The organism is Limnohabitans sp. Jir72, from assembly GCF_003063575.1.
Classification (GTDB): Bacteria; Pseudomonadota; Gammaproteobacteria; order Burkholderiales; family Burkholderiaceae_C; genus Limnohabitans_A.
On record NZ_NESC01000003.1, the window covers coordinates 1 to 14,394 of the forward strand.

A 14,394-nucleotide genomic window follows, 5' to 3' on the forward strand; every position below is an offset into this window, starting at 1 on the left:
TCATCCCTTTGCAGCGCCTTGACTTGGTAGTAAAACGTGCTGCGAGGCAGCTCGGCCACCTGGAGCAAAGTGGCCAAGGGGTGATGCTGCCTTAGTTCGATCAGGGCTTTCGCTTTGTCTGCGCAGCCTGCTGCTTGGCTCGAACTAAGGCATCCAACTTTTTTAGATAAGCCACCTCCGCTCGCAAGTACTCATTTTCGCGTTGCAGCTCTTGCAACGTTTTGTCCTGCACGGGCTGCTCGCTAGAGGGCGTAGTGGGTTCGGGAGGTTTCATCGGTTTTGGGCGCCCTCGGGGCTTGGGAGCTAATGCTGTGATACCGCCCTCATGGTACTTGCGCTCCCAATCCGAGACAACTCCAGTGCCCCCGCGCAGATCAAACAAGTGAATGGTCTGGTTAAACGAAAGCTCTTCGCGCCACATGTGCTCTAGGACACGCAGCTTAAATTCAGCGCTGTAATGACTGGACTTCTTGGTTAGCCCACTATCGCCGTTTTGAAGAAAGGCGCCCACCCAATGCCGTATCTGTCCATCATTGACTCCGTACTTGGCAGAAAGCTTTGTGTAGCCACCCCCACCGGCTAAGTAATCTTGAACAACAGATTTTTTAAATTTCTCGTCGTACTTCGTCATGAAAAACACCCCAAAGGTTGGATTGGTGTCCAACTTTTGGGGTGCAGTTCACTTTGCGGGGCTTTTTTATTTCTTTTTATTGACAATGTCCGGCGTCACGGCATCAAGCACATTGACTGTGGTCTTCACGCCATACACCACAGCAGAACCTGCAGCATCCGCAATGGCCAGCAACGTGCAACCGCACAATGCAAATGCGGTCAACCCCGCAGCAACGATCAATTTGAATAACTTCACGGCAACATCCATTCATGGGTAAGGGCGGTATTTTCGCGCATCGCTCCAATCTGCTCGATTCGAGCAGCAAGTCGCTTCATTTCGTCAATGACAGACTATTGTCACCTGCGTCAGATGCGCCCTTGGACGCCATAGGCTCTAAGCCGACAAGTTGAACCGACGCCAAGAAGACAAGGGACAGTGTCACACCGCCTTCAGTTCAAGGGTCACCGCTGATTGGTGAGAAAATCAGGAATCGATGAGGGCATCACTGCACAGCTGGTTCAGCTCATGCATTTGGAGTTCGCAACCCAGGGCCTCTCCCAGAGCTGCGAAATTTTCAATGGCCTTTTGTGTAGGCACATAATATTTGGCTCGAAAATCATTTTCAAACAATATGGTTTGCAAAAAACCCAATTCTTGCAATGAAGTCAGTCTCATGTACAAAGCCGACGGTGAGCCAAATGACTTCTGCGCCATGAGTTGACTGACCGTCATGAGTGAATCTTCAAACCATGCCAATGCTATGAAGTCCAGCAACGCACGCTGCTTAGGGTTTAAGATGGCATAGTCTGAATCCATGAATTTTTGACTCTTTTTCAAAAATCGAAAATAAGTCAACGCATAAGGCGATGCATAACTTGCCATGATACTTTGAAAAAAATTATATGATAAAATTATATTATAAATCGATGCATCTATCAATGCACATTTTTTAATTAAAAAAATGCAACATAAGATCACATTTTTAGCACTGTCTAATATTCTCAAAGCGGTCGAAGGTGGCTGCACATTTGGATCCATTGAACTGGAAAGCCAAATTGTGCTGAAGTTCATTGCCGCCAACGAGCAAGCTGGTGTTGAACTCTGCGTGACCGACATCACAAATAACAATGCCATCCCTGGTGCTGCCGCGACAAAGCTCAAACGCGTGCATCGATTGCGAGATGAAGGATGGTTGGACTTCTCAACGTCCGATCAACACCATCGCAGATTACGCATCGTTTTGTCGCAAAAAGCAAAAGATGAAATGCGTCAGATGTCCGAGTTACTTCATCACCAATTACGTTCCATTCTGAGTTGATTTCATGAATATTCTGGGATCTTCCTGGATAGCCCGAGGCGTGTTGATCGTGGCTTTAGCTTGCCTCTACACAGGCGCTGTCCAGTTCAACAATCAAATTCTTTTTGCGGGCTCGCAAATTGGTGCTTTTCGGAACTGGGTATTCTTACCTGCCGGACTGAAATTGCTTTTGCTGATGCTTTTTGGCTGGCGGGCTGCATTAGCCCTGAGCTTGTCCATCGCGACCATTGTCCTGAGTGAAGTGCACACAATGCCCATTATTGTGGCCATATTGATTGGTGCTTTCGGCGGACTGGCACCCTATTGCGGATTCACACTTCTGAGCAAGCTTTTGCGTTTGACTTATCCTTGGACTGGCATGAACTTCAAGGATATCGTGATCATTTCTGTGCTCATTGGCATCATTGAAGCCCTCGTTCAGCGTGTGGGCCTGAGCCTCATTGGCATTGAATCATGGGATAACTTGTTGAAAGATTCAATGATTGTGGCCATTGGTCGGATTATTGGAACTTTCCTTTTCATGGGACTTGCCCTTTGGGTCAAAGGTGAGTTAGAAAAACACGAATCATTTTCTCTCAATTGAATCAGATACCGTTCAGAGAAAAAAATGAACACACATCCAGTTGAGCAAAGGTCACAAAGTTGGTGGGCTGCATAAGAAAAAACCCCAAGAGAATGAATCGCTTGGGGTTTATATCTGGCGGGCCAGAACATACCTGATCACAAACCGCCTAAGTTTCCCAAAGGCAACTGGATCAAGCTCTTGGGGGCCGGTTCATCATTCTAAATTTTGAGACATCTTCTTGTACCAAGAGTTTTCAGACCTTTTTTTGGTCGGGTCGGGGATTCGCCATGAGCACGGTTGAGCGGCTGAATGCTCTGATCGACAAAAAAGAGAGCAAATGGCCGCTGAGAAAAGTATCAGCTCCGCTGAGCAGCTACAAAACTGAGTGACTTTACGTGGGGTTCAAGACTTCAGGAATATCGCGTGCGCCGTGCAATATGCGAACGATGGTGACCTGCTCTGTCGTCGACTCAAAAAAAATCACATAGTTGCCATGCGCGCAGGAGCGCAAGCCATCAGACAGTTCGGGCCGCCGCCGATACCCCCTAGGGTTGAGACAAATCTTTTCGCATTGCGCGCGCAACTCAGCCAAGAAAGTTCCGGCGCGAACCGGATTGTCTTGTGCAATGTAATCGCCGATCTCCTCAAGATCGAACGATGCCAAGGGCGTTATCAGCAACTGCATTAGGGCGTTTGGCGACTCGCCTGATGTGCGTATTTGGCTTGTAGTCGATCAAACACGGGCTCTGCTGCCAGCGCCACGCCACTGGCCTTGCCTGCGGCGATATCGTTTCTCAATGCTTGGAGTTGGACAGCCTGCTGGTGCTCGGTGTCCTCGAGCAATCGCAGTCCAGCACGGACGACTTCACTGACGTTGTTGTAGCGGCCGCTTTCGACTTGGTCGCGGATGAAGGTCTCGAAATGGGGGCTCAGGGCAACGCTGGTGGGCATGACGGTCTCCTAACAGTTAATAACCAATACTATTTCACGAGCAGCAGGCTATGTCAAGAATGGACGGATGCGCACAGCCATTGGTGTCTGATGATTTGCAAAGCAACCACACTAACCGTTAGCGCTTTTGCAGATGATCTTTTGATGTTACTTTTCGATCGCTCAAAAGAAAACCCTAAGTAAATTAATCACTTAGGGTTTTAATTTGGCGGAGCAAGAGGGATTCGAACCCTCGATACGGTATAACCGTATACCGGATTTCGAGTCCGGCGCATTCGACCACTCTGCCATCGCTCCTGAGTATCTTGTCGAGATCGCAATTCTAGCAGAGGCTAAAGTCGCTATGCGATCTTATCCCGCCAAGACTCAAGAAAGTGCGCGCAGGCCGCACCTGTATTCCGCCCGACATCAAACACCACACCGGCAACCAGGCGTTGGCGAAACCGATGATCAAGGATTGCTCACACAACTGTCTTGCACCCGTTGACGAGCTCGATGAATCAACACACCAAATTTCAAGAAGACAAACGTGTTTGACCACCCATGTAGGGGCGCAAAACTTCAGGCAAGGTGACCGAGCCATCGGCGTTCTGGTAATTCTCCAGAACAGCCACCAAGGCACGACCCACGGCAAGGCCTGAGCCGTTCAAGGTGTGCACCAGCTCATTCTTGCCTTGCGCATTCTTGAAGCGGGCTTGCAAACGACGGGCCTGAAAGGCCTCGCAATTGGACACCGAGCTGATCTCGCGGTAAGTCTGCTGCGCAGGGACCCAAACCTCCAGGTCATAGGTCTTGCTCGCGCCAAAGCCCATATCGCCTGTGCACAGGCTCATCACGCGGTAAGGCAAGCCCAGCTTTTGCAAAATCGCTTCGGCGTGGCCGGTCATGGCTTCGAGGGCTTCGTAGCTTTTCTCGGGGTGCACGATCTGCACCATCTCGACCTTGTCGAACTGGTGCTGACGGATCAGGCCACGCACATCGCGCCCGCCACTGCCTGCTTCAGAGCGAAAGCATGGCGTGTGCGCCGTCAACTTGATCGGCAACTCGCTCTCAGCCACGATGTCATCGCGCACCACGTTGGTCAGTGTGACTTCAGAAGTGGGGATCAGGTACAGCGCTTGGCTCTCTTCGCTGCCGTCCTGCCCACCTTTGTTGGCCGCAAACAAATCGGCTTCGAACTTGGGCAACTGGCCGGTACCGCGCAAGGTGTCAGCGTTCACGATGTAAGGCGTGTAGCACTCGATGTAACCGTGTTCACGGGTTTGGGTGTCCAGCATGAACTGCGCCAAAGCGCGGTGCAATTGCGCCATCGGACCGCGCATGAAAGTAAAGCGTGAACCACTCAGTTTGGTGCCGGTTTCAAAGTCCAGACCCAACTTCTCGCCAATGTCCACATGGTCCTTGACTTCAAAGTCAAATGCGCGAACCGTGCCCCAGCGGCGCACTTCCACGTTGCCATGCTCGTCAGCGCCCACAGGTACGCTCTCGTGCGGCAAATTGGGCACAGCCAGCAATAAGGTCTGCAGCTCGGCTTGGAGCGCATCCAGACGCTGCGCCGAAGCGTCCAGTTCGTCCTTGATGGATGCCACCTGCGCCATGGCCGCATCGGCTTCGGCATGCTGACCTTTGCCCTTGAGCATGCCAATTTGTTTGGACAAACTGTTGCGCTGGCTCTGCAACGCTTCGGTGCGCGTTTGCAGGGTCTTGCGTTCGCCTTCCAAAGCACGGAAAGCGTCCACATTCAGGAAGGGCTGGGGGTTTTTACGGGTCTGCAAACGCGCGACGGCTGCGTCCAGATCTTTACGGAGAAGAACAATATCAAGCATGCCCGCATTGTAGTAAACCCCACGGGCTCGCTCCCTCTGGACAATGGATCACCGCGCTGCGCTCCCGATGACATCACCGAGTCATGGCAAGCAGCGCAGCGACGTGGGCACCGCGTGCGTCAATCCGGCTTGAGCCCCTTAGGCAACGGGAACTTGATGGTTTCCTCGATCCCGTCCAGGGTACGGACCGACACAGCCCCCAGATCGCGCAGGCGCTGGATCACCGCTTGCACCAGCACATCAGGAGCCGAAGCACCGGCCGTCAAGCCCACTTTTTGTGCACTTTCAAACCAGGCGGGGTCCAGGTCGGCCGCGCTGTCCACCATGTAGGCGGGTGTACCCAAACGGTCGGCCAGCTCGCGCAAGCGGTTGCTGTTGGAGCTGGTGGGGCTGCCCACCACGACCACCACATCGACTTGAGGGCTCAGCAGCTTGACCGCATCCTGGCGGTTCTGGGTGGCATAGCAAATGTCTTGCTGCTTGGGCTCGCGCACCTGCGGGAAACGCGCTTTGACCGCCGCCACGATCTCGGCCGCATCGTCCACGCTGAGCGTGGTCTGCGTCACCACCGCCAGTTTGGCGGTCTGCGCAGGCTGCGCCTTGGCCACATCGGCCACGTCTTCCACCAGGTGGATACCACTGTCGAGCTGACCCATGGTGCCTTCGACCTCAGGATGGCCCTTGTGACCAATCATGATGAACTCGTAACCTTCCTTGTGCAGCTTGGCCAGCTCGACATGCACCTTGGAGACCAAAGGGCAGGTCGCATCAAAGATGCGAAAACCACGCCGCTCGGCCTCTTGTTGCACCGCCAGGCTCACACCGTGGGCACTGAAAATCAAGGTCGCACCGGGCGGCACTTCAGACAGCTCCTCGATGAAAATCGCACCCTTGTCCTTGAGGTCGTTGACCACATAGGTGTTGTGCACGATCTCGTGACGCACATAAATCGGACGGCCAAACTTGGCCAGCGCGTGCTCGACGATGTCGATCGCCCGGTCCACGCCCGCACAAAAGCCACGCGGCTCGGCCAACAGCACTTCGGACGTCATCACAGCACCCCGATCAACTCGACTTCAAACGTCACCGGCTGGCCGGCCAGCGGGTGGTTGAAGTCAAACAACACGACGCCGTCGTCACCCACCTGCAAGACCGTACCGGCATAAGTGCCCAAGCCATCGGGCGTGGGAAACTGCACCACATCGCCTGCAGCGTACTTTTCCATCGGGTCGCCCAACTCGTTGAGCAGCTTGCGCGCCACCCACTGCTGCATGTCGGGGTTGTGGTCACCAAAGGCCTCACCGGCGGGCAACTCGATCACCGTGCGTGTGCCTTCGGCCAGTCCCATCAGGCGCTGCTCCATGCCGGGCGTCAGCTCCCCAGAGCCCAGCGACAAGGTGGCGGGCTTTTCGTTGAAGGTGTTGATGATGTCCCCCTGCGGCCCCGCCAGGCGGTAGTGAAGTGTCAAAAAGGAACCGGGTTGGACTGTGGACATAAGGGTTTTCTGGAATGCCGCCAAAGCGGGCAAACGGGCATAAACAAGTCACTATTGTAAAAAGCCAAGCTGACCCGTCCCCTTTTGGGGGCATGTCGGCCCCAAGGCTGCTCCAGGGAGGGGCTTTCACATGGGCATCAAGGACTTGCCGCCAGACGCGCGGCCACGCGAAAAATTGCTCGACCGAGGCCCGCAGGCCCTGAGCGATGTGGAGCTTCTGGCCATCTTGCTGCGCACCGGCATGGCAAGCAAGAACGTGTTTGAACTCTCACAAGAACTGCTCGCTCCAGGCGGCATAGCAGGGCTTTTGCAAGCCACCGCCGGATCGCTCAAGCTGGTCAAAGGTCTCGGCCCTGCCAAGCAGGCCGAGCTGCTGGCCGTGTTTGAAATGGCCCGCAGAGCGCTGAGCCAACGCCTGCAAGAACGCGAAGCTTTTCACACGCCAGATGCGGTCAAGCAGTACCTGCAGTTGCAATTGGCCCACAAAAACCACGAAGTCTTTGCCGTGCTGTTCATGGACAGCCAAAACCGCCTGTTGGCCATGGAAGAGCTCTTTCGCGGCACCCTCAGCCAGACCAGCGTGTACCCCCGCGAAGTCGTCCTGCGCGCCCTGCACCACCAGGCCGCCGCCGTGGTGCTCTCGCACAACCACCCCAGCGGTTCGGTGCAACCCAGCCGCGCCGACGAAGCCTTGACGCAAAACCTCAAAGCTTCGCTGGCCTTGGTGGATGTGCGGGTACTGGACCACATCATCGTCGGGCAAGGGCAGTCGCTGTCCATGGCGGAACAAGGCTTGCTGTGACGCCTGTGCCACATGTCCAGAATGCGGCGTGCAAAGCCCGCCCGGTAAACTCGCTGGTTTTGAATCTTCACACCGGCCATGTCCCACTACCACCTCTACGCCATCGGCAACGCCCTGGTCGATACCGAATACGAAGTCTCTGACGCCTTGCTGCAGACCATGGGCGTGAGCAAACGCCACATGACCTTGATCGACACCGCACAACGCGCCGAACTGCTGGGCCATGTACACGGTCTGCACGCCCGCCGCACCGGCGGCGGCTCGGCCGGCAACACCGTGGTGGCGCTGGCCCAATTGGGCGGCAAAGCGTTTTATTCGTGCCGCGTGGCAGGCGACGAACTGGGGGCCTTCTACAGCCAGGACCTGCAAGCCAACGGCGTGGCCACCAACCTGACCCACACCCCAGCGCCAGAGGGCCAGACCGGCAGCTGCATGGTGCTGGTCACGCCCGACGCGGAGCGCAGCATGTGCACCTTCCTCGGTGCAACCTCGCAACTGGACAGCAGCGCCCTGCACCCGCATGACATCGCCAAGTCAAAAATCTATTACATGGAAGGCTACCTGGCCGCTTCACCCACGGGCCTCGAAGCCGCTGTGAAAGGTCGCCAAATCGCCATCGAGCACAAGGTGCAAACCGCGCTGACCCTGAGCGATGTGAGCATGATCAACTTCTGCCGCCAAGGCCTTCAAGCCATGATCGGCAACGGTCTGGACTACCTGTTTGCCAACGAAGAAGAAGCCCAAACCTGGTGCGGCACGACCGATCTGGACACCATCATCGCCCAGCTGTCGGCTTTGGCCAGCACAGTCTGCCTGACACGCGGCCCCGAGGGCTGCATCGTCGTGCAAGGCGCCCAGCGCATCGAAGTGCCCGCCGTGCCCACCCAAGCGGTGGACACCAACGGCGCAGGCGACATGTTTGCCGGGGCCTTTTTGTACGGCATCACCCACGGCCAAAGCCCCGCCCAAGCCGCCGCACTGGCCAACCGCGCTGCGGCTGCCGTGGTCAGCCAACACGGCAACCGCCTGACGGCCGCCCAACTGCAAGGCATTGCCGCCGAAGCTGCAGCCGCCAGTTGATCTGACCCCAATGTAGGCGCGACGCCCTCGTTGCGAAAACCCTCGCCCCCATCGCACCGAGGTCGGGGCTCGCACAAAGGACAAGAAGGCATCGCCCACAGGGTGGACTCCTACGAAATACATGCATTGCCTGTTGCAGCAGACTTGATCGGGCCGGGTCAATCCGTCTGGATCAGGCCATCCACCACCTGGATGGTCTTGTCGCAACGCTGGCCCAGCTCGGGGTTGTGCGTGACCAGCAGGACCGTGGTGCCCTGCTCCTGGTTGATGCGGCGCAGTAGCGCAAACACAGCATCCGCGCTCTTGGTGTCCAGATTGCCAGTGGGTTCATCGGCCAAAAGCAGCGCAGGGTTCATGGCCAAAGCCCGTGCCAAAGACACGCGCTGTTGCTGCCCGCCGCTCATGTTGCCCGCCATGTTGTTCTTCCAAGGTGTCAGGCCCACGCTCTCCAGCAGGGCTTCGGCCCGCTCGCGCATGGCTTGATTCGGAAAGCCCGCCGCGCCCAACATGGGCATCATCACGTTCTCGAGAGCGGTGAAGGCCGAGATCAAGTGGTGGTACTGGAACACAAAACCAATGTGGTGGCCGCGCAAGCGCGTCAGGGCTTGGTCGGCCAACAGGGTCGTTTCTTCACCCGCCATCTGCAGCAAGCCCGATGTGGGCCGGTCCAGCAAGCCGATGATGTTGAGCAAGGTGCTCTTGCCCGAGCCCGAGGGCCCCATCACCGCGCAAAAGTCGCCCCGGTGCAGCGTCAGGTCAATGCCGTGCAGCACCTCGGTCTCGATGCCCGTGCCCACATTGAAGGCCTTGCGCACGCCCTGCAGCTGCACCACCACATCCGACTTATCCATGGATCGCCTCCACCGGGTCCAGCCGCGCCGCCCGCAAAGCCGGGGCATACGCCGCGGCCAAGCCCGTCACCGTAGCCAACCCCAGCGCCAGCGCAAACAGCTTTGGGTCGAGCACCAGCGGAAACAGCGGCGTGCCATCGGCATTCAAGGCCAAGTGCTGCCACAGCACCAGCCCCAAAGCACCCACCACGCAGCCCAACACCGCGCCGCCCCAACCCAACAAACCGCCTTGCAACAAAAACACCCGCAACACCTGCCCGCGTGAGATGCCCATGGCCCGCATGATCCCGATCTCGCGCGACTTTTGCACCACCGACACCACCAACACGCTGGCAATGCCAAAGGCCACCGACAGACCCACAAAAAACCGGATGGCCGTGTTGGCGGTGCTTTGCGCACTCACGGCCGCAAAAAACTGTGCCCCGGTCTTGATCCAGCTGTCGGCCTGCACCCCGGTGGCCGCCTGAATGCGCTGGGCGATGACTTCGGCCGCGTACACATCGCGCACCGTGACTTCGATGCTGGTCACCCCGCCCAGCAAACCCAGCAGGCTTTGTGCCGTGCGCAGCGCGACAAAGGTGCTGCGCTGGTTGGCCCCTTTGTTGCCCAGGTCAAACACGCCGCTGATGGTCAAGGTGGTGGCCACGCCTGCCGCATTGGCCACGCGCAGCTTGTCACCCACATCCACGCCCAAGTCGCTGGCCAGATCGGTGCCCACCAAAATGTCTTGCCCCGTCAGGCGCGGGGTGCCGCGCACAATTTTGTCGGGCAACTTGACGATCTGGAAATACCCCTCGGGCTCCACCCCCGTCAGGCTGATGGCGCGGCTCGCACTGCCGCGCACCGCCAAGGCCGAGCCGCCGACCACGGGCGAGACCACCGTCACATCGGGCATGTCACGCACCGTGGTGATCAAAGATTGCCACTGGTCCATCGACTTGAGCCTTTGCAAAGGCGGCTGCACGATGGCCGCATCCACCTCGCTGGGGGTGGCCGGGTGCAAAGTGCGCGTGACCTCTTTGGGCGGCAAAAGCTGGATGTGCGCCTGCGCCGACAGCACCCGTGCAATGAAGTTGCCCTGCAAGCCCGCCAGCAGCGCCGACATGAACACGATCACCCCCACCCCAATGGCCACGCCCACCAAAATGAACACCGTCTGCATGCGGCCTTCACGCAAAAAGCGGATGGCCACAATCCATTCAAACGGCACCCAGGGCTTGAACATGCTGCGGCCCGCTCAAGGTTGCGCACGCACGCGCTGGCCTTCGCGCAGCGCATTAGCGCCCCCGCCAAGCATGGCCATCACAGCGTCGCCTTCACGCAAGCCGTCCAGCACCTCGACCCACGCGCCACCGCGCAAGCCCAGCCGCACCGGGCGGCGCACCGCATGGCCGGCATCGCGCAGCCACACCCAAGGCGCGGGTCCGTTGATGTCGTTGACCTGCCCGACCTGCAGCGCCAGCGCTTGCGGCTTGCGCGCGACCGCCATGTCCACCGACACCGTCATGTCCTGCCGCAAGGTTTGCACCGGCTCCAGCACATCGAGCTTGACCTCCACAGCGCCCGTCTGGGCGTTGATGCCAGGGTTGATGTAGGCCACCTGGGCCTTGAATTTTTGCTGCGGATAGGCATCGGCCGAGGCCAGTGCCTGCTGCCCCAATGCGATCAAGCGCAAATTCTTTTCATCGATCTGCACCACCAGCTGCGTGGCCCCCTCGGGCGACAAAGTCATCAAGACCTTGCCCGCTTGCACCACATCGCCCACCTCCACGCTGCGGCCAATCAGCTGGCCGCTCACAGAAGCCTTGATCACCGCATAGCGGGCCTTGGCACTGACCACCTCGGCGTTGGCCTGCGCCTCGGCCACGGCACCCACGGCCAGGCTGTGCTCAGCGCCGCCAGCCTGGGTCGAGGCCACTTGTTTTTGTGCGGCCAGCACTTGGGCATCGGCCAAGGCCAAGGCCTTGCGCGACTCGTCCAGCGCCGCCTGGCCGATGAAGCCCTGCTCGAACAAAGCCTGATTGCGCTGCCCGCTGGCCCGTGCTGCGTCCAAGCTGGCCTGCGCCTGGCGCAGCGTCTGCTGCACCACCGGCCCCTGCAAGTCGTTCAACTGCCGCAACCGGCCCTGCGCCTGCGTCACGGCCAGCTCGGCCTGCCGCTTTGCAGACTGCAGCTCGCTGCTGACCAATTCGATCAGCACGTCCCCCGCTTTGACGGTTTGCCCTTCGGCCACGGGCACACGCGCCACGGTGCCGGTGATTTGCGCGCCAATGTCCACCCGATGCGGCGTCTCTACCCGACCACTGGCCACCACCGTTTGCAGTAAATCACGGCGTTGCACCGCCTCGGTCTGCACCAGCGGCCCCATCCACCAGCGCAGCAAAGCCACGCCCAGCAGCAGGGCCAGCAAGCCCAACAACAATTTGCCGCCATGTTGGCGAATCCAGGTCCAAACAGCATTCATGAGGCCATTGTGTGGGGGCTGCACACGAGGGCGCATGACGCAGGTCAAGAACCCATCGCCTGCAGGCCTCACGTCAGTGATCTGGGCAACAATAGAGGCTGTCCCCTTATCTACACCCCTAACTCTTATGAAAAAAATACTGCTTTTGGGTTCCGGTGAACTCGGCAAAGAATTCGTCATCAGCGCCAAACGCCTGGGCTGCCACGTGATCGCCTGCGACAGCTATGCGGGCGCCCCCGCCATGCAAGTGGCCGACGAGTTTTGCGTCTTCAGCATGCTGGACGAAGCGCCCCTGCGTGCCGCCATTGCCAAATACCAACCCGACCTGATCGTCCCCGAGATCGAAGCCATTCGCACCGAAGTGCTGCTCGACGTGGAAAAGCAAGGCTTTGAAGTCATCCCCAGCGCCCGTGCAGCCAACCTGACCATGAACCGCGACCGCATCCGCGACGTGGCCGTGGGCCTGGGCGTGCGCACCGCCAAATTCAGCTACGCCGAATCGGCCGAAGAGCTGATGGCCCGTGCCACCGAAATCGGCTTCCCCGTCGTCATCAAACCCGTGATGAGCTCATCCGGCAAAGGCCAGAGCGTGGCCAAGACCGCCGCCGACATCCAAGCCAGCTGGGACTACGCCTGCGCCGGCATGCGCGGTGACCGCCAGAAAGTCATTGCCGAAGAATTCATCCACTTCGAGTTTGAAATCACCCTGCTCACCGTGCGTCAGCGCAAGGGACCCACCCTGTTTTGCCCACCCATTGGCCACGTGCAAGAGCGCGGCGACTACCAATACAGCTGGCAACCGCAGGGCATGAAGCCCGAGCAAATCCAAGCCGCGCAAGACATGGCCGAAAAAGTCACCACCGACTTAGGGGGCGCAGGCCTGTTTGGGGTGGAGTTTTTCGTCACGAAAGACGAAGTGATCTTCAGCGAGCTGAGCCCCCGTCCGCACGACACCGGCATGGTGACGCTGATCAGCCAAAACCTGAGCGAATTCGACCTTCACGCCCGCGCCATCTTGGGCCTGCCGATCCCCGTGATCGAGTGCGTCGAAGGCGCCAGCGCGGTGGTGCTGGCCGACAAAGAAGGCAAAGACCCGAAGTTCACCGGCGTGGAAGCGGCACTGAGCGAACCCGGTGTGGACGTGCGCCTGTTTGGCAAGCCCACCACCCGACCCTATCGCCGCATGGCCGTGGCCCTGGCCAAAGGCGACAAGGCGCTGCAACGTGCGCGGGACGCGGCGGGCAAGATCCAAGTCGTGGTCTGAATTCACTGGATCGCCACGCTTCGCTCGCGATGACAGAGGAGAGGTAGCGCGATGATGCCATGTCCCGTCATTGCGAAGAGCGCCGCGACGTGGCAATCCCGCAGGTCGTAGCTTCAGCTCCGAGATCTGCCCTTCTCAACAAGCGGCTCCCAAACGTCGGGGCTAATGCCACCGACCTACGGAACTTAGCCCCATGAACACCCTGGAACAACTGCGCAACGGCCAACTTTCAGGCGCCCGCGAAATCAAAATCGCGGATGGCCTGAACGAATTCCCGCGTGACATCTTCGCGCTGGCGGACACGCTGGAAGTGCTGGACCTGTCGGGCAACGCCTTGTCTGCCTTGCCCGATGATTTTGCGCGGCTGCACAAGCTGCGCATTTTCTTTGCGTCCAACAACGCCTTCACCGAAGTGCCCGAAGTCCTGGGCCAATGCCCCGCCTTGAGCATGGTCGGCTTCAAGGCCAACCGCATCCGCCACCTGTCAGGCCAAGCCCTGCCTGCGCAGCTGCACACCCCGCAAGGCCCACGCCCCGTGGCCGTCAAACTGTTCAAAGGTGCCGTCACCAGCGACGGTTGGCCGCACACAGAAATGGCCGCCAGCCTGCGCGCAGGTACGCACCCGCAGCTGATTCCGGCGCTGGGCCAGATCACCGGCCACCCGGCAGGCACTCAAGGCCTGGTCATGCCCTTGATCGACCCGGTCATGCGCAACCTGGCCGGTCCACCCAGCATGGCCTCGTGCACCCGCGACATATATGCCGAGACCACCCGGTTCACGCTGGCCGCAGCACTGCAACTGGCCCATGGCATCGCATCGGCCGCACGGCACCTGCACCAGCAAGGCGTCATGCACGGTGATCTGTACGCACACAACATCCTGCACGACGGCCAAGGCCAAGCCCTGCTGGGCGACTTCGGCGCCGGCTGGCTGCTGGACAGCACAGACCCGTCTACCGCCTTGTCGTTGCAGCAACTGGAAGTGCGCGCCTTCGGCTGCTTGCTGGAGGAACTGCTGGACCGGTGTGATGCGCAAGACCGGTCCCATGCCGCGCTGGCGGGGCTGCAGGATTTGAAGCAGCAGTGCCTGTGTGAGACACCGCCTGACAGGCCGCGGTTTGAGGCGATCGAAGACTGGATCGCCACGCTACGGTCGCGATGACCC

17 protein-coding genes and 1 tRNA gene are annotated in these 14,394 nt (G+C 58.9%); 7 read left to right on the forward strand and 11 right to left on the reverse strand.

Features of this window, described 5'->3' with window-relative positions:
• Positions 1-100: 100 nt before the first annotated feature.
• Positions 101-631: a helix-turn-helix domain-containing protein gene (locus tag B9Z52_RS04755; RefSeq protein WP_108411841.1), complete on the reverse strand. Its 531-nt coding sequence runs from the start codon at positions 629-631 to the stop codon at positions 101-103.
• Here B9Z52_RS04755 and B9Z52_RS17825 point away from each other — a divergent pair.
• Positions 630-890: a hypothetical protein gene (locus B9Z52_RS17825; RefSeq protein WP_158270510.1), complete on the forward strand. Its 261-nt coding sequence runs from the start codon at positions 630-632 to the stop codon at positions 888-890. The two genes, B9Z52_RS04755 and B9Z52_RS17825, sit on opposite strands and share 2 nt — an antisense overlap.
• Positions 891-1,096: 206 nt before the next feature.
• Here the strand turns inward: B9Z52_RS17825 and B9Z52_RS04765 are convergent, their stop codons facing one another.
• Positions 1,097-1,495, reverse strand: a complete 399-nt coding sequence (locus B9Z52_RS04765) for a hypothetical protein (RefSeq protein ID WP_108412714.1) — start codon at positions 1,493-1,495, stop codon at positions 1,097-1,099.
• Positions 1,496-1,574: 79 nt separating this feature from the next.
• Between B9Z52_RS04765 and B9Z52_RS04770 the strand changes: the two genes are divergently transcribed.
• Entirely contained in the window at positions 1,575-1,931 is a 357-nt protein-coding gene (locus B9Z52_RS04770; RefSeq protein ID WP_108412715.1) for a hypothetical protein, read from the forward strand.
• Between the two features lie 4 nt (positions 1,932-1,935).
• Positions 1,936-2,514 (forward strand): hypothetical protein, encoded by a 579-nt coding sequence (locus tag B9Z52_RS04775; RefSeq protein WP_108412716.1) that lies wholly within the window; start codon positions 1,936-1,938, stop codon positions 2,512-2,514.
• Positions 2,515-2,887: 373 nt separating this feature from the next.
• Here the strand turns inward: B9Z52_RS04775 and B9Z52_RS04780 are convergent, their stop codons facing one another.
• The 6 genes from B9Z52_RS04780 to B9Z52_RS04805 all read right to left on the reverse strand — a co-directional run bounded on the left by B9Z52_RS04780 (position 2,888) and on the right by B9Z52_RS04805 (position 6,768).
• Positions 2,888-3,160: a type II toxin-antitoxin system RelE/ParE family toxin gene (locus B9Z52_RS04780; protein ID WP_233251818.1), complete on the reverse strand. Its 273-nt coding sequence runs from the start codon at positions 3,158-3,160 to the stop codon at positions 2,888-2,890.
• A 20-nt stretch (positions 3,161-3,180) separates the two neighbouring features.
• Positions 3,181-3,447 carry a type II toxin-antitoxin system ParD family antitoxin gene (locus tag B9Z52_RS04785; RefSeq protein ID WP_108412718.1) on the reverse strand — a complete coding sequence of 89 codons (267 nt, stop codon included), beginning with the start codon at positions 3,445-3,447 and terminating at the stop codon, positions 3,181-3,183.
• A gap of 206 nt (positions 3,448-3,653) precedes the next feature.
• Positions 3,654-3,744 (reverse strand) — tRNA-Ser (locus tag B9Z52_RS04790).
• Positions 3,745-3,962: 218 nt separating this feature from the next.
• Positions 3,963-5,273: a serine--tRNA ligase gene (serS, locus tag B9Z52_RS04795; protein WP_108412719.1), complete on the reverse strand. Its 1,311-nt coding sequence runs from the start codon at positions 5,271-5,273 to the stop codon at positions 3,963-3,965.
• A gap of 119 nt (positions 5,274-5,392) precedes the next feature.
• On the reverse strand, positions 5,393-6,325 hold the full coding sequence (ispH, locus tag B9Z52_RS04800) for a 4-hydroxy-3-methylbut-2-enyl diphosphate reductase (protein WP_108412720.1): 933 nt from the start codon (positions 6,323-6,325) through the stop codon (positions 5,393-5,395).
• Positions 6,325-6,768 carry a peptidylprolyl isomerase gene (locus tag B9Z52_RS04805; protein ID WP_108412721.1) on the reverse strand — a complete coding sequence of 148 codons (444 nt, stop codon included), beginning with the start codon at positions 6,766-6,768 and terminating at the stop codon, positions 6,325-6,327. The genes ispH and B9Z52_RS04805 overlap by 1 nt, the downstream gene beginning before the upstream one ends.
• A 130-nt stretch (positions 6,769-6,898) precedes the next feature.
• Here B9Z52_RS04805 and radC point away from each other — a divergent pair, with 130 nt between their 5' ends.
• A complete protein-coding gene (gene radC, locus B9Z52_RS04810) occupies positions 6,899-7,570 on the forward strand; it encodes a DNA repair protein RadC (RefSeq protein ID WP_108412722.1) in 672 nt (223 codons plus the stop codon).
• Between the two features lie 78 nt (positions 7,571-7,648).
• The gene (locus B9Z52_RS04815; protein ID WP_108412723.1) at positions 7,649-8,650 is read left to right on the forward strand and encodes an adenosine kinase; all 1,002 of its coding nucleotides are present in this window, start codon (positions 7,649-7,651) and stop codon (positions 8,648-8,650) included.
• Positions 8,651-8,808: 158 nt separating this feature from the next.
• Here the strand turns inward: B9Z52_RS04815 and B9Z52_RS04820 are convergent, their stop codons facing one another.
• From B9Z52_RS04820 to B9Z52_RS04830, 3 genes are read right to left on the reverse strand one after another with little or no spacing between them, the layout of a single operon-like run.
• Positions 8,809-9,501 carry an ABC transporter ATP-binding protein gene (locus tag B9Z52_RS04820; protein WP_108412724.1) on the reverse strand — a complete coding sequence of 231 codons (693 nt, stop codon included), beginning with the start codon at positions 9,499-9,501 and terminating at the stop codon, positions 8,809-8,811.
• Positions 9,494-10,726: an FtsX-like permease family protein gene (locus tag B9Z52_RS04825; RefSeq protein ID WP_108412725.1), complete on the reverse strand. Its 1,233-nt coding sequence runs from the start codon at positions 10,724-10,726 to the stop codon at positions 9,494-9,496. The genes B9Z52_RS04820 and B9Z52_RS04825 overlap by 8 nt, the downstream gene beginning before the upstream one ends.
• Positions 10,727-10,738: 12 nt before the next feature.
• Positions 10,739-11,965 carry an efflux RND transporter periplasmic adaptor subunit gene (locus B9Z52_RS04830; protein ID WP_108412982.1) on the reverse strand — a complete coding sequence of 409 codons (1,227 nt, stop codon included), beginning with the start codon at positions 11,963-11,965 and terminating at the stop codon, positions 10,739-10,741.
• Between the two features lie 127 nt (positions 11,966-12,092).
• On the opposite strand from B9Z52_RS04830, the gene purT reads away from it, so the two are divergent.
• Both purT and B9Z52_RS04840 read left to right on the forward strand, forming a co-directional pair.
• Positions 12,093-13,229, forward strand: coding sequence for a formate-dependent phosphoribosylglycinamide formyltransferase (gene purT, locus B9Z52_RS04835; protein ID WP_108412726.1), 1,137 nt, complete (start codon positions 12,093-12,095; stop codon positions 13,227-13,229).
• 193 nt (positions 13,230-13,422) lie between these two features.
• Complete coding sequence (locus B9Z52_RS04840) at positions 13,423-14,391, forward strand: leucine-rich repeat-containing protein kinase family protein (RefSeq protein WP_108412727.1); 969 nt, start codon at positions 13,423-13,425, stop codon at positions 14,389-14,391.
• Positions 14,392-14,394 lie beyond the last annotated feature (3 nt).